We start from the raw sequence: 16,067 nt of genomic DNA, 5'->3' as shown, positions 1-16,067 counted from the left end.
GGGCGGGGGGGGGGGGGGGGACCCCCCCGGGGGGGGCGGGGGGGTGCCGGCGCCCCCCCGCCGGGTTCCACCGCTCACCCCGATTGGCCGCACCATGCCGTCACACCTTGCCCCCCGTATCCCGAACCCGCGCGTCATCCTGGCGGTGGTCCTGCTTGCCGTCTTCTCGTTCGCGCTACTCCAGTCGCTGATCAATCCGGTGCTGCCGGCACTGCAGGAAGAGCTGGACACCACACCGACGCTGGTCACCTGGATCATGACCGCGTTCCTGCTGTCGGCGTCGGTCTGCACGCCGGTGGTCGGCCGGCTCGGCGACCGCTATGGCAAGGACCGCCTGCTCGTCGCCTCCCTCGCCGCGCTGGCCGCGGGCTCGATGCTTTCGGCGCTGGCGCCCGGCATCGGACTCATGCTCGCCGGGCGCGTGGTGCAGGGCGTCGGCGGCGGCGTATTGCCGCTGACCTTCGGCATCATCCGCGACGAGATCCCGAAGGAGAAGGCTCCCAACCTTATCGGCGTCGCGGCCGCCCTCGCGGCGGTCGGCGGCGGCGTGGGCGTTGTCCTGGCTGGACCGCTGGCCGAGGCTTTCGGCCTGCGGTCGTTGTTCTGGATCCCGGCGGTGCTGACCGTGGCCGCCGCCGCGACGGCGCGCGCCGTCGTGCCGCCCTCGCCGTCGCGCAACCCCAGGCCCATCAGCTGGCTGGCCACCGCACTGCTGGCTGGCTGGCTGGTCGCGCTGTTGGTCCCGCTCAGCCAGGCCACTCGCTGGGGCTGGGCCTCCCCCGCAGTGATCACGCCGCTTGCGGCGGCGGTGCTGCTCGCGATCGGCTGGTTCACGGTCGAGAAGCGCTCCGACCGGCCGCTGGTGGATATGCGGATGATGCGCCTGCGCGCCGTGTGGACCACCAATCTCGTCTCGCTGCTGTTCGGCATCGGCCTGTTCGCTGTCATGACCTTCCTTCCGGTCTTTGTGCAGACGCCGCCCGAGGCCGGGTACGGCTTCGGGGCCAGCGTCACCCAGGCCGGCCTCATGCTGCTGCCGATGACAGTGACCATGTTCTTGGCCGGGCTCGCCTCGGCACCGCTCGCCCGCCACTTCGGCGCCCGACTGTTGCTCGTCGCCGCGTCGGCGCTGAACGCCGCCGCGATAACTCTGCTCGCCTTCGGACACGACAGCCGCTGGCTGGTGCCGGTCGCGCTCGCGCTGCTGGGGGTGTCGCTCGGGATCGGGTTCTCCACGATGTCGAACGTCATCGTGGCCGCGGTCCGCCCCGACCAGACGGGCGTGGCCAACGGGGTCACCGCCAACGTGCGCACCATCGGCGGGTCGCTCGGCGTGGCGTTGATGACGGCGATCGTCAGCGCGCACACTCCCGCTGCCGGACCGCCTGCGGAGGTGGGTTACACGTACGGCTTCGCGGTCCTGGGCATCGCTGGTATAGCCGCGCTCGCGGTCGCCACGCTGCTGCCGCAGCTGGGCGGTGCACAGTCGGCAGCGCGCAGCCAGCAGCCGAGGTAGGGAACGGTCAGGCCGCCGGGGCCGACTCGTCGATCACGCTCTTCACGGCGAGGCACGGGTCGGTGCCCGGCGCCATGCTGACGATCGCCTCGGCGGCGCGTTCGGCCGCGGCGCGGAAGGCAGCACGCTGCTCCGCCGGCAGCGCGCCGAGCACGTGGTCCTCGGCGTGGGCGACCCGCTCCTCGGCCTCGGCCAGCACCTGGCGGCCGCGGTCGGTGGCCACAATGCGGCGGGCGCGGCGGTCCCGGGGGTCGAGCTGCCGGGCGATCAGACCGGCCGCCTCCAAGTCGTCGATCACGTACGTCAGCACGCTGCGGTCGATCACCAGCCGGGTGGCCAGCGCGCCTTGCGTCGGAACGTCCTCGTGCACAACCACGGCCAGGATGTGGTAGCCGCGGCTGCCGTGCGGCAGGTCGTTGAGTGCCTCCTCGACGGACTCCTGCCAGCGGCGCAGCACCATCCCCAGCGACCACCCCAAGTTCACCCCTCGCTTGCGGTCACCGGTCTGCGCCGAAGCATCTCTAGCAGCCGCCATGGCCTCCAGCCTACCAGACGGTATGTTGGTCACAACATAGGTTGGCACTCAAACTATTTGTCAGGCATACTTAATGCTGGCCAACCGAAATTCATGGCAACCGAAAGGAGTACCACCGTGCGGACGATCGACAAGGTCTACATCGACGGGAAGTTCGTGACACCCCACGGGGCCGAGCTCGCGCCCCTCTACAACCCGGCGACCGAACAGCTCATTGGGCAGGTGCGGCTGGCCGACGAGACCGATGCCCATGCCGCGGTCGCCGCGGCCAAACGCGCCCTCACCACCTTCTCGCACGCTACCCGGCAGGAGCGGCTGGCCATCCTGCGCCGCCTGAGCGCCGCGTTCACCGCACGCCTCGACGACCTCAGCAACGCCATGATCGAGGAGTACGGCGCCACGCGTACCCTCGTCGAGGCCGGCATGCCCAAAGCGGCCGCCGTATTCGACGAGGCCGCCGAGGTCGTCGAAAGCTATGAATTCACCCGGTCGGACGGGGGGACCACTGTCACGCTCGCGCCGGTCGGCGTCGCCGCGGCGATCACTCCCTGGAACTACAGCATCGTCTTCGTGGCTCAGAAGGTCGCCAGCGCGATCGCGGCCGGCTGCACCATCGTCGTCAAGCCCAGCGAGCTCAGCGCCATTCAGACCCAGGTCATGACCGAGTGCTTCGACGCCGCCGAGGTCCCGCCCGGCGTGATCAACGTCGTCACCGGCCGTGGCGACGTCGTCGGCGAGGTGCTGACCACCCACCCGGACATCGCTAAGGTCGGCTTCACCGGCTCCACCGCGGTCGGGCAGCAGATCATGCGCAACGCCGCCGCGACGATGAAGCGGCTGACACTGGAACTCGGTGGCAAGAGCCCGAGTATCCTGCTCGACGACGCCGACATCCCTGCCTCCGTCGCCACCGCGCTCACCGCTGGGTTCATGAACAACGGCCAGGCATGCTTCGCCGGAACCCGCATCCTCGCGCCGGAGAGCAGGATCGACGAGGTCCTCGAAGCGATCAAGGCCAACGTCGCCGAGCTGAAGGTCGGCGACCCGGACGACCCGTCCACCGCCATCGGGCCACTGGTCAACCAGAAGCAGTTCGAGCGGGTGCACAGCTACATCCGGCTCGGCCAGGAGGAAGGCGCGAAACTGCTGACCGGCGGCGAGGGCAGGCCCGACGACCTGCGGACCGGCTGGTACGTCAAGCCGACCGTCTTCACCGGTGTGACCAACCAGATGCGCATCGCCCGCGAGGAGATCTTCGGGCCCGTGCTGGTCGTCATCCCCTACAGCGACGAGCAGGAGGCGATCGAGATCGCCAACGACACGCCGTACGGGCTGCAGGCCTACGTCTTCTCGACCGACACCGAGCGGGCCCGCCGGGTCGCCGGGCAGATCGAGGCGGGCACCGTCCTGATCAACCGGGCCTTTGGCGACCCCGACGCGCCCTTCGGCGGCGTCAAGCAGTCGGGCATCGGCCGCGAGCATGGCGCATACGGACTGGAGGGCTTCCTCGAGCCGCGCGTCGTTACCGCCTGAACAGGGGGAGGGGACACCGATGACGGCCACTCGCGGACCATGACGTCCGAGGGGCCCCTCGACGTGGTTGCTGGCCAGCGGAGCGAACGCGGCTGTTGACCAGGAACGTGCTCGCCCGTGGCTGGGGCATCTCCTTGTCGCGGATCCGCGCATAGGCGCGCAGTTCGATGATCGTGCTCGGGTGCAGGAACACCAGCCGAGATTTGCCGAACTTGGAGTTGGCGATCTCGAGCGTGCCAGCTTGCAGGTCGACGTCGTCGCGGCCGAGGTGGCAGGCCTCGCCCGAACGCATGCCGGTCACCGCGAGCAGGCCGATGAGCGTCCGCCAGGTCGCCGCCCGGATGCCTGGTCGCAGACCATCCGCCGCGCTCATCAGCGCAGCGACCTCGTCCGGTGCATGAGATTACGGAGGGATCCGCCGGTAGCGACGTGACAGGACGTCCTCGGGCGGGATCTCGGTGGCCGGGTCCAGTGCCTGCACGTGGCGGGCGAAGATCCGCACGGTGTCGAGCCGCCGAGCCAGATAGACCTCCTCACGGCTGCCCCGGCCGGTCTGGGTCGCCCACGCGACCGCCAGGTCAGCGGTCACGTGCTCAGCGCCGTGCTGCTCGCAGAAACGGACGAAGTTCATCAAATGAGGACCTTGCGTTCCAGCTTGAACCCGAGCGCACGGCGCATGACCAGGTACTGCTCGGCCCTGACCCGCAGCGCGCTCACCGGCCGGCTCCAGGCCACCGACGCGCGAGCGGATGCAACGCCTCCTGGTCAACCTTGGCATAGATCGCGGTGGACAACTGGCTGCGGTGCCGCAGCACCTGGCCGACCTCGGGCAACGACGCCCCAGCGCGCAGCATCTCCGTCGCCAGCGTGTGTCGCGGCCGGTGCGCGCCCCGCCTGGTGAGACCGGCCCGGCCGCAGGCCCGAGCCATCACCTGGCGGACGCGTCCGGAGTCAGCTGCCGATACGGCCGCCGCACGGTCACGAACACCGCCCGCGACTCGCACCGCGGACGCCCATCGGTCAGCCAGCCGGCCAGCGCCTGCCCGGCCGCTGCCGGCAGCGGGAGTCGCTCGACCCGGCTGCCTTTACCCCTGACCGCGACCTCGCCGGCCCGCCAGTCGATGTCGCCCAACTGCAGACCAGCAGCCTCGGCACCCCGCAGCCCGAGCCGGGCCAGCAACGACAGGACCGCAAATCGCGCAAGCCAACCGCAGTCTGACGTTCGCAGCTCGCCAACAGCCGCTCAATCTCGGACGCGGAAAGGCCACGTGGAAGAGCCGACAGCCGCCACGACGCGACCGCCGGGACCACACCCGCCAGCGGCACCGCCGTCCGCCCGGTCGCATACGCGAACCGCAGGAACGTCCGCAGCGACGTCATCATCGCCTTCGCCGACCACGTGTTGCGGTCCCGGGCGTGGTCCACCATGAACGCAACGACCTTGCCCGCGTCCAGGCCGCCGGCCGCATCCGCGCCGCCGACGCCAACCAGGAACGTTTTCGTCTGCGCGCCATAGCAGCGCACCGACACCGGCGACAGGCTTCGTTCCCGGTCCAGCCAGGTACGGAACTCTGCCAGCAGGGTCGCCGTGGCGTCGTCGTCATACGCCCTGCCGCGGGCGTCATCTACTGCCTTCATGAACGTCTCTCGTCCGGAGCAACATCGACCACTCCAGACAGGCAGACCACCCAGCAACCCCGCCAGGCTATGCCGATTCAGACGCCAACCAACAGCCCGCTGGACAGGGCATCCTCAGGCGATGTCGGCATAACCCGGGCTTCGGTATAAGCGGACCGATTTTCTGGTGATGGTGTCCGGCGATCGTGAGCACCCTGTTCAACGCCGCTGTCAAGCCGGACCGGTCCACGCACCGATCAGCAGGACCGCACCCACATGACCGATCAAACCCCTCCCGCCCGAGTGCCTCCTGATCGCCGGGGGCCGATGTGGCCGGCTCCGGTTGCCGTCCGTGATGCAACGAGTCGAGCACCTTCACCACGTACGGAGTCTTCACCAGTTCCACAGTGCCGCGCAGCGCGCCCTGTTCGGCTCGGCTGTTGATCGCTGACTGGCCTCCCCGTCGACGGCGAAGATCGGTGGCTGTCGTTGCCATTTGGTGGAATGTACGAGCCACGCGCGGCTGCGGCGGTCCGGAGTTTACGACCAAATCCGGTGTAGGCACCAAGGTGCTGCACGCGGTTACCTAGGGCTACGCACACGAGCAGACAACGACACCCTTCGCCGTGCCGGCACGGCCACCTCAACCACCTACCCAAACTTCGGACCCAACCATCTAGGCCGCTTTGGTCGGCATCGGCACCGAACGCGAAGCCAGCACCGTGACCGCCGCCCTGCTGTCCGACTTCGGCGTGCCGAACATCTGGGCCAAGGCGGTCAGCCGGCAACACGGCAGGATCCTGCAACGCGTCGGCGTGCACCACGTGGTGCTACCCGAGCACGAAATGGGTGAACGCGTCGCGCACCTGGGGACCGGCGGGATCCTGAACTTCATCGAGTTCGAGGACGACTACGCTCTCGTCAAGACCCTCGCCCCGCAGCCGGCCATCGACCGAGCCCTCGCCAACTCCGCACTGCGTGCCCGGTACGCCGTCACGGTCGTGTCGATCAAACGTCCGGGCGAGGACTTCAGGTACGCCACCCCCAACACCACCGTCTACGCCGGAGACGTCCTCATCGTCGCCGGCAAGACCAGAGACGTCGAACGCTTCGCCAACCTCAGCTAACGGCCCCCTCCCACGCTGGCCGGCTGCCTACCATCTGGTCGGCCCCAGCGACAACTACCAGCTCCGCCCCGAACTCAACCATGCGGACCGGGTGCCCCGGTGTCACGGGGTCCCCGGTGCCGTGGCCTGCTGGGGGACCTCGGCGCTGGACTCCGACTCCGGCTCTGGGGAGCGGCCGGTGCCCTGGCTCTCGTCGGCGATCCGGCGCAGCGTCGTCACCTCGGCCCGCAGGTCCCGAAGCTCGGTCAGCAACCGCTCCACGTCGCTCTTGGTCGCCTCGGCCGAACGCTCGGTGGTGGAGATCCGATCGACGATCCAGGTCGCCAGTGACCCGGTGACGAAACCGATCAACCCGATACCGCCGATCATCAGGCCCAGCGCGACCAGCCGCCCCTCGACGGTGGTCGGATAGAAGTCCCCGTAACCGACCGTCGTGATCGTGACGACGCCCCACCAGAGCGCCTCCGGGTAGCTCTGGATGTTGCTCTCCGGTCTGCCCCGCTCGACGTCGAGGATCGCCAGTGCTCCGACGAAGACGAGCAGCACGGTGGTGGCGCCGATGTATACGGCCAGTCGGCCGCGGGTCCATGCCTCGGCACGGCGGTTGAGGACCAGTAGCGCCGTCACCAGGCGCAGCATCCGCAGCGGACGCAGCACGGGCAACACCAGGACGGCCAGATCGAACATGTGGGACCGGAGAAACCGCCAACGGTCGGTGCTGAGCACCAGGCGGACCAGGTAGTCGACGCCGAAGAGACCCCAGATGACCAGGTTGGTGATCTCGCACCCAATGACCCAGGCCGAGGAGAGACCGGGTCGGAGGATCGGGACCGCGTACGCCGCGATGAACACCACGGCGAGGGCGGTCAGGGCCCCGGCCGTCCGTCGTTCCCACCGGTCCAGGCTGATGTCGGAAGCAGTGGTCATGACGGCCAGCATGCCCGATCGGCGGATCGGAGGGCCGGGCGGCACGGCTGTCCGACCGGCTTCGACCAGCGCAGCACGGCGCGGCGGGCTTCGACGATCCGGCACGAAACGGCCAGCTGTGCGTGGTCGGATGGTTGGCCGGGGACGCCGACTCAGCCGAGCCAGCAGGGGCGCATCCGGCTCTCGCTCGGCGGCCGGTGGACCGCGGCGCGGTCCAGGCTCTGCCGTTTCGGTCAGGCCCGACCAAAGGCTTATTGTCGGCGACGACGGCTCCCGTCGGATGGTCGCCTCGTCACCGTTACCGGTGTCGTCTTCGCCATTGTGTTTCGCGGGTCTCGTGGGCCAGGTGTTCCTCCAGCACCGCCTCCCGCACGACCGGCGTGAATTGGCGAATATGACAAGTTCGGCCAGGACGAGTCCCAGACAGACAGCGGTAAGGATGGACAGCGCGGCCAGGGCCGGCGCGGCGGTGGCGACCGGGGTCGGCGCGGCGGTGGCGACCGGGGTCGGCGCGGCGAGCGCGGCGATGGTTCCCAGGCGGATCCGAGCGTGCCGAGGATACGTAGTTGAAAGGCGGGGTGTGCGAGCGGGAAGAGGAGCACCCCGCCGAACAGCAGGTAAGCGCCGGGGGACCGCAGCGGTTCATCCAGCGGGACGTGGCGGTCCTCGACCTGCTGGAGCAATTCCTCGGAACCGAGAGCGAGCATCAGACTGCCGATGATCATCGGCAGATGAAGAATATGTAGGCGTCCTGGGCCAGTACGACACGGGCGGCCGACTGCGCGTGGTTCAGGACCTGCTGAGCGGCGAGGGCGATGATGTCGAAGTACGCCCACCAAGGGCGGCAGTCACGATGATGGCGAGGATCGCGGCTCCGGCGACGGGCCAGGTAATCGGCCGACTGAGTGGGTTGGTGCCGGCACCAACGGAGATGATCAGTTCGCCGACAGCGGCGATACCTACCGATTCGTACCGCTCGGTCCAGTGCGCCGCGGAGACGATTCTCCAGCCTCTCCTGGCGAGACGACGCCTGCGGTGTACTCGACGGCGACGGCGAGCACCCACAGCACGGCCTGGACCACGAACGGGTCCACGACGTCGGAGAGTTGACGTGGCACGACGGCGGCCACCACAAGGAGTGCGGTGGCAGCGAGTACTGGCAGGGCGAGACGTACCGTTCGGCGGCGCAACCCCGACTGGTCCCGGTTGACGTGCCAGAAAGTGGCCAGCCGCATCAGCACAGCCAGCCATCCTCGCGCAGAACGAAGTGTCGATCACCGCCGCGTCCGGGACTGCGCTCGTCAATGCGCCCGCGACCTCACCCTCGTGATCAAACGGTCGGTGAGCAGGACGGACGAGATTTCCGGCACCCGCAGGCTCCGGGAGTAGCCAATAATATTACGAGACGTGCGTCTTGTATATTGGTCGGGTGACCACGTCCAAGCCTCGCGGCCGACCTCGGCAGCCCGCTCTTGACGAGCGGATCCTGCGGGTGACGCGGGAGGCGCTGTCCCGCGACGGCTACGCCGCGTTAGGGATGGAGACGGTGGCGGCAGCTGCCGGCGTGGGTAAGCAGACGCTGTACCGGCGCTGGCCGCGTAAGCCGCTGCTGGTCTTCGACGCCGTGTTCGGCGGCGGCACGGAGGCAGAGTCCATGCTGCCCGACACCGGCACACTGGCCGGGGACCTGGCGGCGGTGGTACGGGCACAGCAGCGCATGTACACCGACGCGGCGACCATCGCACTGCTGCGTGGGCTGCTGGCCGACTGCCTGGCCGACCCCGGACTGCTGGATCAGTTCCAGCACCGGCTGGTCCGACCGCGTCTGGCCTCGCTGACGACCGTGATCAGCCGGGCCGCCGCCCGCGGCGAACTCCGCGAGGACGTCAGCGCCGAGTTCGTCGCCGAAATGATAGGAGGATCCATGCTGGCCCATGTCGTCGTCTACGGCGGCACCGGCGAACAGTTCGGCCTACAGTTGGCCGCCGTGATCGCGCGAGGTGCCCGATGACCGCCCAGGTCCACGGCGGCGTCGCGCCCGGATTCGAGCCGGTCGCCGACGCGTTCGCCCGCAACCTGACCCACCGGGGTGAGATCGGCGCTGCGTGCGCCATCTACCGCCACGGGATAAAGGTCGTCGACCTGTGGGGCGGCCACCGCGATCCCGGCCGCCGCGAGCCGTGGACCGAGCAGACGATGGTGCCGGTCTTCTCGACCACCAAAGGCATCTCCGCGCTCGCCGTCGCCCACGCTGTCAGCGCTGGCCTGTTCGACTACGACGACCTGGTAGCCCAGCACTGGCCGGAATTCGCCCAGCACGGCAAGGACGACATCACCGTGCGTCAACTGCTGGCACACCAGGCGGGCCTGTGCGCCATCGACACCCGGCTCGACGAGCCGACCATCGCCGATCCCGACGCGCTGGCCGTCATCCTGGCCGCGCAACGGCCCGCCTGGCGGCCGGGCGAGCACCACGGCTACCACTGCTGGAACCTCGGCTGGTACCAGAGCGAACTGATCCGCCGCACCGACCCCGCCGGCCGCACCCTCGGCCGATACCTGGCCGAGGAACTGACCGGGCCGCTCGCCGCCCGGTTCTTCCTCGGCCTGCCCGACACCATCGACAGCGACCAGATCGCCGGAGTGAAGTCGTTCAGCAAGGCGCTCATGCCGCTGCGGATGCCGCCCGCACTCGTACTGTCCTTCCTCAACCCGTGCTCACTGGCGTTGCGGGCGATGGGCAACCCGGCGTTCCTGCTCAACCACCACAGCCTCAACCAGCCTGCCATCCGCCGCCTGGAAATCGGTTCCGGCAACGGCATCGGCACCGCCCGCGCCATCGCCCGCCTATACGCCGAGTTCCTGCAACCGACCGTGCTGACGGTGACCGAGCCGGCCCGCACCGCGCTGCAGACACCCGGCCACGACCCGATCCGGGGCAACCGCGACCTGGTCCTCAAGACCGACATCCGGTTCAGCCTCGGCATGATGAAACCCGGCGGCGCCTTCGGCTTCGGCACAGACGCCCGCGCCTACGGCTTCTGGGGCGCGGGCGGCACATGCGGGTTCGCCGACCCGGCCACCGGCACCGCATACGCCTACGTCATGAACCGCATGGGCTCCGACATGTTCGGCAGCGAACGCGAGTCCGCTCTCCGGACGGCGTACTACCACTGCGCACAGCAGAACCCACTCAGCTAGACAACTCCGAGCGGTCACGGCACGAACACCGCAATTGGCGGCACCCGCTCCGACGTCAACCAGCACCTGCGGAGATGCCGATCCAGCCATCGGAGCAGGTACCGCCGACTCCGCTCGCTCGTCAGTCAGAAGTCCACGCGAACACGACAGAGCCCACGAACCCCAACACTATTCACAGGAGAGGCAGTATGAAGCGTCCGTCTGCATCCGCGCGCTGGTCGGCGGATGGTCGTGTTCGGGTCTGGTCATTTGATGGTCCTTCCAAGGGTGTTCAGGCCGGGGATGGTGCGGACGAGCTGCTGCACCACGACGACGCGGGCGACCGCGCCGATGGTCGTGCCGCGCCCGCTCTGACCCGCCCAGCGGGCCATCTGCGTGGGTATCCGGACGGTGATCCAGAGCAGGACCACGACGATCATGAGGTTCAGGGTGCCGCCGGGGTCGATGGGCAGCCCGAGCACGGGCAGCAACTACACTCTGGCCGCGTACATGGCTTCCGGGACATAACCGGCCGCTCGCGGCTTTGCCGATGACCGGATGCAGGGGATTCAACCGGACGGAAGTGCCGAGCAGAGATGGATCTACGGGCCGCTCGGCGATGCGGTTGTCCGTGCTTCGTCGCGACGAGGCAGCCGGTCAGGCTCGGGCAGGGGACGAAGCAATGCCGGCAGGGCGTCAAACACGAGGGGAAGGCCGCCCAGCTCGCTGATCCCGACCCATGCGATGTCGTCATGCTCCTCGGGTGCACGGTTGGTGGGAGAGCCGACCCAGTCTCTGATTTGCCAGACGCCCACGTGGACGGCGTCCCCGGCACTGCCGGCATGCAGGTCGCCCAACCGTGACGAGGACTCCGCCACAATGTGAACCCCTAGCTCCTCGTGCATCTCACGCGCGAGGGCCTGTAGTTCCGACTCACCCGCTTCGACGTGCCCCCCGGGCAGATCCCAGAGATCCGGGTATGCCCGGCGGGTCGGGCTGCGGTGTACCAGCAGGACCGCGCCGTTCTCCACGAGTGCGCCGCAGACGACGACATGCATGACGGGATTAGAGCACAGGGATAGGACAAGCTCACTTCAGCCAAAGGGCACACGTAGACATCCGGCTCTGCCGCCGACCGTGCGTCACAGCGCGTAGCCAGATGCCGCTGGGCGAGGCGTCCGGACGTGCCGAGATGAGTGCGTCGCCGACGTCAGCATCGATCGCCTCTTGTCCGATCCCTTTGATGTGTCGGCGTGCAGTTGTGGTTGCATCGCGCTGCGGTTGATCAGGAGTCTCTCCGGCTACCCCTACCGGGTTATCTCGTCGCCGAAGGTCGCCGCTAGCGCCTTCGCGATCAAGTCGGGCAGATCGGTGCGCCCGTCGTCCTTCGCCCACCGCACCAGCGCCGTGTGCATGGCGGCGAGGCACGCGCTGGCCGCGGCCTCGGCTTGGAAGGCCGCGTCCGGATCGGCGGCCTCGTCCCCCAGACCGTCCACGATGGCCTGTTGAAGCACGTAGTGGTTGTCCAGGTGCCTGGCGCGCAAGGCGGGCGTCGAGATCATCAGCCGCAGGCGGGCCAGCAGGAACCGGTCGTCCCCGGCGGTCAGCGTCCGCGCCGAGTCGACGAGCGCGCTGCCGATGCGGCGCACCAGGGGCTTCCCGGCGGGCGTGGCGGCGATCCGCTCAGCGACCAGCGGGCCGTTCTGATCGACCAGCACGAGGTCCTCCTTCGTCGGGAAATGCCGGTACACCGTCATCGGAGACACGCCCGCAACCTCGGCGACGTCGTTCACGGTCGTGCGGTCGTACCCGCGCTCGACGAACAACCGGACTGCATGCGCCTGGATCATGCGCTGCGTCTCGGCCCGCCGTTGCTCCCGCAGTGTTGAGTGCCGTCCCATCACGTGATAGACACTACCGCACTGGTAGTCGCTAACACTTAGGGAGTAACTAACATTATGAGTGATCTGATCGGCAAGGCTGCCCTGGTGACCGGCGCGTCCCGTGGCATAGGGCGGGCGATCGCGATCCGGCTGGCAGCGCGGGGAGCGATGGTCATCGCGCACTTCGGCACGGACAAGGAGGGCGCGGCGGCGACGGTCGACGAGATCGTGCAGGACGGTGGAACGGCGTACGCTGTCGGCGCGGAACTGGGCGTGGACGGGGATATCGAGACCCTGTTCGCGGGGGTCGAGGCCGGCCTGGCCGGGCGACCGCTCGACATCCTCGTCAACAACGCGGCGGCGCCACCCGCGGGGCCGCTCGGCGGCACGACGCGGGCAGCCTTCGACCATCTGTTCGCGGTCAACGTACGAGCGCCGTACTTCATCATCGAGCGGGCGTTGCCCCTACTCCGCGACGGCGGCCGGATCATCACGATCTCGTCCGTGGCGACCCGGATGGCCAACGCCACCCAAACGTCGTTCGCCATGACCAAGGGCGCGGTCGAGACGATGACCCTGACCTTGGCCAACCAGGTCGGCGCCCGGGGCATCACGGTGAACGCGGTCGCGCCCGGCGCCACCCGGACGGCGACCAACGGGCCGGTCTTCGAGACACCGGGCCTGGCCGAGCTGATCACCGGAATGACGGCGCTCAATCGGCTGGGCGGGCCCGGCGACGTCGCCGACGTGGTCGCGTTCCTAGCCTCCGACGCCGCGGGCTGGGTCACCGGACAGGTGATCGACGCGAGTGGCGGCCTGTTCCTCGGCCCGCGCGCCTGACCACCCGGGCGCCCGCCATCTCGCGGCGGGCGCCCGGCGCACCGACCCAGCGACATATGAGCTCAGCCTGTCGATCACCCGCTTCCAGAAGCCGGACCAACGGCCGACGCTCTCCGAACTCTCCACCACAAGGTCAGGCCATCGCGGCAGGACGCTCATGCCGCCGATCGCGCGCGGTACCCCAGCCGGAGCCGTCACGCGTCGTGACCGGCTCCCCGTGCGGTCGATGTCCGGAACTGCCGAATACAGCGCACCTGATCGCCGTCAGGCGACCAGTTCGACGTGACCCGCATTCGCGCGGCCAGCTGGTTTCTGAACTGCCGATGGGCAAGCTCGTCAACGTGCGAAGATCGGCGTGGCCCAGGTGGTGCCGGTGACCCGGCCGTGAGCCGGTTTTCCCAGTGGACACCCGGGCCGCCCCGGCCTTGGTGCGGGCGGCGACTGACGGCGGTTATGCGCCGAGGATCTGGTACTCGCCGCCGCAGGACTCGGCCAGGGTAGGGCCGAAAAGCGCGGCCGGGGTGTACGCGCCCGGCTTGCCCTGTCCGTCGAGCAGCCGGCGGACCACCTCGGCCGGCACCGCGCCCGTCCAGGCCTGGGCCTCGCCGACGCGCAGCCAGCCCTCGCGCGTGCTGCCGTCCGCCCACTCGATGACGGCGTGCCCCCACGAGTGCTCGCGAGGCTTCGGTGCCGCCTTGAACCGCACCGCGGCCAGCCACCGGCGCGCGAAGGCGCGGACCGGCCCGATGTTCAGCAGCGCGGTCGCCGCCGGCAGGATCGCGCGTACGACCGGCGATGCCGGGGCCTCGCTGGACGCGGAGACCACGTCCGCGGCGCCGCTGGCCCGCTGGGCGGCCATCAGCTCGCCGAGCGGCATGCTCGCCGTGGTGACGGTCGAACCGTCTGGCAGGACGAGCCGGATCCGGTCGCCGGCGAGTTTGTCGGGCACGAGTCGGCCATCGCGGTACCGCCGGCCCTGGAACCTCAAGCCGCCCTCGACCCCTGGCAGGCCCTCCACGAGGGTGCCCGCGAGCGCGTCGCCGACGACGCCGGCCTCGACGGTCAGCGACGGCACCATGTCGACTCGGACCCGCCGCGGGATCGGCCGTCCGTCGCACAGCTTCACCACGATGCTCTCCGTGGCGGTCACGCCGAACCCGGCACCGGTGACAGCGGTGCGCCCGGCGGCCGCGAACGCGTCACCGCGGCCGAGGGTCGCCGATACCGCGGCGAGGTCGTTGGCCAGGTCGAGATAGTCACTGGACGGCAGGCACGCGTCCAGCAGCGGCGTGGCGGTGTCGGTGAACGGCCCGATCGTGTTCACGACCACGGCCGGCCGGTCCCGCCGGATCGCGTCCGCCGTCTCGTCGACGGATCCGGCCACCACCGTCGGCACGCCGTTCGCCGCAGCCGCGAGCCGTCCGGCGTCTCGACCGACCAGTACCGGCCGGATGCCCCGGTGCTGTAGTTCGGCGGCGATCGCCCGGGCGCTGCGGCCGGTCCCGCCGAGAATCCACACGTCTGTCATGGCACAGCTCCGCCCTGGTGCGGCGAGCATCCCGGTGACGACACGCCGTGTCATGACTATATCGCCAATGACACGCCATGTCATCGTGGGTACAATTCCGGGATGGCGCGATGGCAACCCGACGCGCGCGAGCGGCTGCAGCGGGCGGCCCTTGAGCTCTTCGCCGAGCAGGGCTTCGCCGCGACCACCGTGCCGGCGATCACCGCGCGGGCCGGCCTGACGACGCGCACGTTTTTCCGGCATTTCGCCGACAAGCGCGAGGTGCTCTTCGCCGACGAGGCCGAACTGCCCGCATACGCCGAGCAGCTCGTCGCCGAGGCGCCTGCCGACACCAGCCCGCTGGCCATCATCCTGGAGGGTCTGCGTGCCGTCGCCGAGGCTCGGTTCGAGGGCCGTAAGGACACCATCCGGCAGTGGCGCGCCATCGTCGCGGCCGACGCCGGCCTGCGTGAGCGTGAGCTGCAGAAGCGGGCCGCGCTGGCCGCTGCGATGCGGAACGGTTTCCAGGCCCGCGGCCTCGATCCGACCCGGGCCGCCTTGCTCGCCGAGACATCGGCGACCCTGATGTACGTGTCGGTCACCGCATGGCTCGAGACCGACGACGACCGCAAGCTCTACGACATCATCGAGACCGCCCTCGCCACCTTGCGGGCAATCCTTGATGCGTAGTGCGCTCTCGGGTGATCCCCACGGCCCAGACTGTGCACGTAATCTCGAGGCCCTCGAACAATGCTTCGAGACCGTCAGACATCGACCCCACCGACCCTCGTCGGACTTCCGTGGTGCCCTGAACAGCGGCAGCCACCCCGACACGAAGCGCGACCATGATCACGCGCGCACCACTGCCGCCGAGCGTGCGCGCTCTACGCCGCGCTGGACGTCGCTGTCGGTAGTAGCCGCGGCGCCGGCAAGGTGCGGACCTCAGGATGGCTCCGGCGGGCGCACGTGCGGAGCCAGTCGTTCTCCAGCAGCGAGATTGTCACGCCAGTAGCGGTAGACCGGGCCGTGCACCACCTCAACCGACCCGGCTGCGACGAGACAGGAAAGAAGATCGCCCCCGGCCGGTGCATCGACGTCGAAGGCAACGACCACTGGTGATTCTTCACCGATATGCCGACGCACCAGTGCGCGCTCTGCAAGGTTGGGTTCCCGGAACCGAGGATCCCAGAACTGGGTCGGGCAGGCCAGGTATGCGACGTCGGTGAAGACCACCTCGAGACCGTGGTGGTAGGTCAGGTCGTGTCCCGCGGCCAACCGAAGCTGGGAGCCGTCGAAGTGCAGTACGTCCCAGTCCCACCAGGATCCCCCAGGCAGTTCAATCACACCGCCGATCCTCCCATCGGTGGTCAGTCAATGAACCGAGCCGGCATCCGGATCTGCC

Annotated in this window: 20 protein-coding genes and 1 pseudogene; 8 read left to right on the top strand and 13 right to left on the bottom strand. The window is 69.2% G+C overall.

Annotated features, from left to right (window positions below; all coding sequences use genetic code 11):
- The first annotated feature begins 145 nt into the window (after nucleotides 1-145).
- Nucleotides 146-1,516 carry an MFS transporter gene (locus R6Y94_RS23205; RefSeq protein ID WP_318398012.1) on the top strand — a complete coding sequence of 457 codons (1,371 nt, stop codon included), beginning with the start codon at nucleotides 146-148 and terminating at the stop codon, nucleotides 1,514-1,516.
- A gap of 7 nt (nucleotides 1,517-1,523) precedes the next feature.
- Here the strand turns inward: R6Y94_RS23205 and R6Y94_RS23200 are convergent, their stop codons facing one another.
- Nucleotides 1,524-2,051, bottom strand: a complete 528-nt coding sequence (locus R6Y94_RS23200; RefSeq protein WP_318398011.1) for a MarR family winged helix-turn-helix transcriptional regulator — start codon at nucleotides 2,049-2,051, stop codon at nucleotides 1,524-1,526.
- Between the two features lie 117 nt (nucleotides 2,052-2,168).
- Between R6Y94_RS23200 and R6Y94_RS23195 the strand changes: the two genes are divergently transcribed.
- A complete protein-coding gene (locus R6Y94_RS23195) occupies nucleotides 2,169-3,584 on the top strand; it encodes an aldehyde dehydrogenase family protein (RefSeq protein ID WP_318398010.1) in 1,416 nt (471 codons plus the stop codon).
- On the opposite strand, the pseudogene R6Y94_RS23190 reads toward R6Y94_RS23195, so the two are convergent.
- The 4 genes and pseudogenes from R6Y94_RS23190 to R6Y94_RS45250 all read right to left on the bottom strand — a co-directional run.
- Nucleotides 3,574-3,966: pseudogene (locus R6Y94_RS23190) on the bottom strand (tyrosine-type recombinase/integrase); the annotation flags it as partial. The gene R6Y94_RS23195 and the pseudogene R6Y94_RS23190 sit on opposite strands and share 11 nt — an antisense overlap.
- Before the next feature lie 21 nt (nucleotides 3,967-3,987).
- Nucleotides 3,988-4,215, bottom strand: coding sequence for a hypothetical protein (locus tag R6Y94_RS23185; protein WP_318398009.1), 228 nt, complete (start codon nucleotides 4,213-4,215; stop codon nucleotides 3,988-3,990).
- An 82-nt stretch (nucleotides 4,216-4,297) separates the two neighbouring features.
- The gene (locus tag R6Y94_RS23180; RefSeq protein ID WP_318398008.1) at nucleotides 4,298-4,588 is read right to left on the bottom strand and encodes a tyrosine-type recombinase/integrase; all 291 of its coding nucleotides are present in this window, start codon (nucleotides 4,586-4,588) and stop codon (nucleotides 4,298-4,300) included.
- A complete protein-coding gene (locus tag R6Y94_RS45250; RefSeq protein WP_412102850.1) occupies nucleotides 4,513-4,716 on the bottom strand; it encodes a hypothetical protein in 204 nt (67 codons plus the stop codon). The genes R6Y94_RS23180 and R6Y94_RS45250 overlap by 76 nt, the downstream gene beginning before the upstream one ends.
- Nucleotides 4,717-5,887: 1,171 nt before the next feature.
- On the opposite strand from R6Y94_RS45250, the gene R6Y94_RS23170 reads away from it, so the two are divergent.
- Nucleotides 5,888-6,328: a TrkA family potassium uptake protein gene (locus R6Y94_RS23170; protein WP_318398006.1), complete on the top strand. Its 441-nt coding sequence runs from the start codon at nucleotides 5,888-5,890 to the stop codon at nucleotides 6,326-6,328.
- A 102-nt stretch (nucleotides 6,329-6,430) separates the two neighbouring features.
- Here R6Y94_RS23170 and R6Y94_RS23165 read toward each other — a convergent pair whose 3' ends face one another.
- Nucleotides 6,431-7,255 (bottom strand): ion transporter, encoded by an 825-nt coding sequence (locus tag R6Y94_RS23165; RefSeq protein WP_318398005.1) that lies wholly within the window; start codon nucleotides 7,253-7,255, stop codon nucleotides 6,431-6,433.
- A gap of 566 nt (nucleotides 7,256-7,821) precedes the next feature.
- Here R6Y94_RS23165 and R6Y94_RS23160 point away from each other — a divergent pair.
- Complete coding sequence (locus R6Y94_RS23160; RefSeq protein WP_318398004.1) at nucleotides 7,822-8,001, top strand: hypothetical protein; 180 nt, start codon at nucleotides 7,822-7,824, stop codon at nucleotides 7,999-8,001.
- 43 nt (nucleotides 8,002-8,044) lie between these two features.
- Here R6Y94_RS23160 and R6Y94_RS45245 read toward each other — a convergent pair whose 3' ends face one another.
- Both R6Y94_RS45245 and R6Y94_RS23155 read right to left on the bottom strand, forming a co-directional pair.
- Nucleotides 8,045-8,320: a low temperature requirement protein A gene (locus tag R6Y94_RS45245; RefSeq protein ID WP_412102849.1), complete on the bottom strand. Its 276-nt coding sequence runs from the start codon at nucleotides 8,318-8,320 to the stop codon at nucleotides 8,045-8,047.
- Nucleotides 8,215-8,496: a hypothetical protein gene (locus tag R6Y94_RS23155; RefSeq protein ID WP_318398003.1), complete on the bottom strand. Its 282-nt coding sequence runs from the start codon at nucleotides 8,494-8,496 to the stop codon at nucleotides 8,215-8,217. Before R6Y94_RS23155 ends, R6Y94_RS45245 begins: the two co-directional genes overlap by 106 nt.
- Before the next feature lie 188 nt (nucleotides 8,497-8,684).
- Here R6Y94_RS23155 and R6Y94_RS23150 point away from each other — a divergent pair, with 188 nt between their 5' ends.
- Nucleotides 8,685-9,266: a TetR/AcrR family transcriptional regulator gene (locus R6Y94_RS23150; RefSeq protein ID WP_318398002.1), complete on the top strand. Its 582-nt coding sequence runs from the start codon at nucleotides 8,685-8,687 to the stop codon at nucleotides 9,264-9,266.
- Nucleotides 9,263-10,456 (top strand): serine hydrolase domain-containing protein, encoded by a 1,194-nt coding sequence (locus tag R6Y94_RS23145; protein ID WP_318398001.1) that lies wholly within the window; start codon nucleotides 9,263-9,265, stop codon nucleotides 10,454-10,456. The genes R6Y94_RS23150 and R6Y94_RS23145 overlap by 4 nt, the downstream gene beginning before the upstream one ends.
- Before the next feature lie 245 nt (nucleotides 10,457-10,701).
- Here the strand turns inward: R6Y94_RS23145 and R6Y94_RS23140 are convergent, their stop codons facing one another.
- The 3 genes from R6Y94_RS23140 to R6Y94_RS23130 all read right to left on the bottom strand — a co-directional run bounded on the left by R6Y94_RS23140 (nucleotide 10,702) and on the right by R6Y94_RS23130 (nucleotide 12,336).
- Nucleotides 10,702-10,926, bottom strand: a complete 225-nt coding sequence (locus R6Y94_RS23140) for a hypothetical protein (RefSeq protein ID WP_412102848.1) — start codon at nucleotides 10,924-10,926, stop codon at nucleotides 10,702-10,704.
- A gap of 111 nt (nucleotides 10,927-11,037) precedes the next feature.
- Entirely contained in the window at nucleotides 11,038-11,493 is a 456-nt protein-coding gene (locus tag R6Y94_RS23135; RefSeq protein WP_318398000.1) for an NUDIX domain-containing protein, read from the bottom strand.
- A gap of 249 nt (nucleotides 11,494-11,742) precedes the next feature.
- A complete protein-coding gene (locus R6Y94_RS23130) occupies nucleotides 11,743-12,336 on the bottom strand; it encodes a helix-turn-helix domain-containing protein (RefSeq protein ID WP_318398013.1) in 594 nt (197 codons plus the stop codon).
- A gap of 57 nt (nucleotides 12,337-12,393) precedes the next feature.
- Between R6Y94_RS23130 and R6Y94_RS23125 the strand changes: the two genes are divergently transcribed.
- Nucleotides 12,394-13,158, top strand: coding sequence for an SDR family oxidoreductase (locus R6Y94_RS23125; protein ID WP_318397999.1), 765 nt, complete (start codon nucleotides 12,394-12,396; stop codon nucleotides 13,156-13,158).
- Nucleotides 13,159-13,609: 451 nt separating this feature from the next.
- Here the strand turns inward: R6Y94_RS23125 and R6Y94_RS23120 are convergent, their stop codons facing one another.
- The gene (locus tag R6Y94_RS23120; RefSeq protein WP_318397998.1) at nucleotides 13,610-14,686 is read right to left on the bottom strand and encodes a hypothetical protein; all 1,077 of its coding nucleotides are present in this window, start codon (nucleotides 14,684-14,686) and stop codon (nucleotides 13,610-13,612) included.
- A gap of 102 nt (nucleotides 14,687-14,788) precedes the next feature.
- Between R6Y94_RS23120 and R6Y94_RS23115 the strand changes: the two genes are divergently transcribed.
- Nucleotides 14,789-15,355, top strand: coding sequence for a helix-turn-helix domain-containing protein (locus R6Y94_RS23115; protein WP_318397997.1), 567 nt, complete (start codon nucleotides 14,789-14,791; stop codon nucleotides 15,353-15,355).
- Nucleotides 15,356-15,607: 252 nt separating this feature from the next.
- On the opposite strand, the gene R6Y94_RS23110 is transcribed toward R6Y94_RS23115, so the two are convergent.
- Entirely contained in the window at nucleotides 15,608-16,009 is a 402-nt protein-coding gene (locus tag R6Y94_RS23110; RefSeq protein ID WP_318397996.1) for a hypothetical protein, read from the bottom strand.
- Nucleotides 16,010-16,067 lie beyond the last annotated feature (58 nt).

Origin of the sequence: Plantactinospora sp. KLBMP9567 (genome assembly GCF_033446045.1) — a bacterium.
Taxonomy (GTDB): Bacteria; Actinomycetota; Actinomycetes; order Mycobacteriales; family Micromonosporaceae; genus Plantactinospora.
Note: the sequence above shows the minus strand (reverse complement) of the source record. Positions and strands in the feature narration are given on the sequence as shown.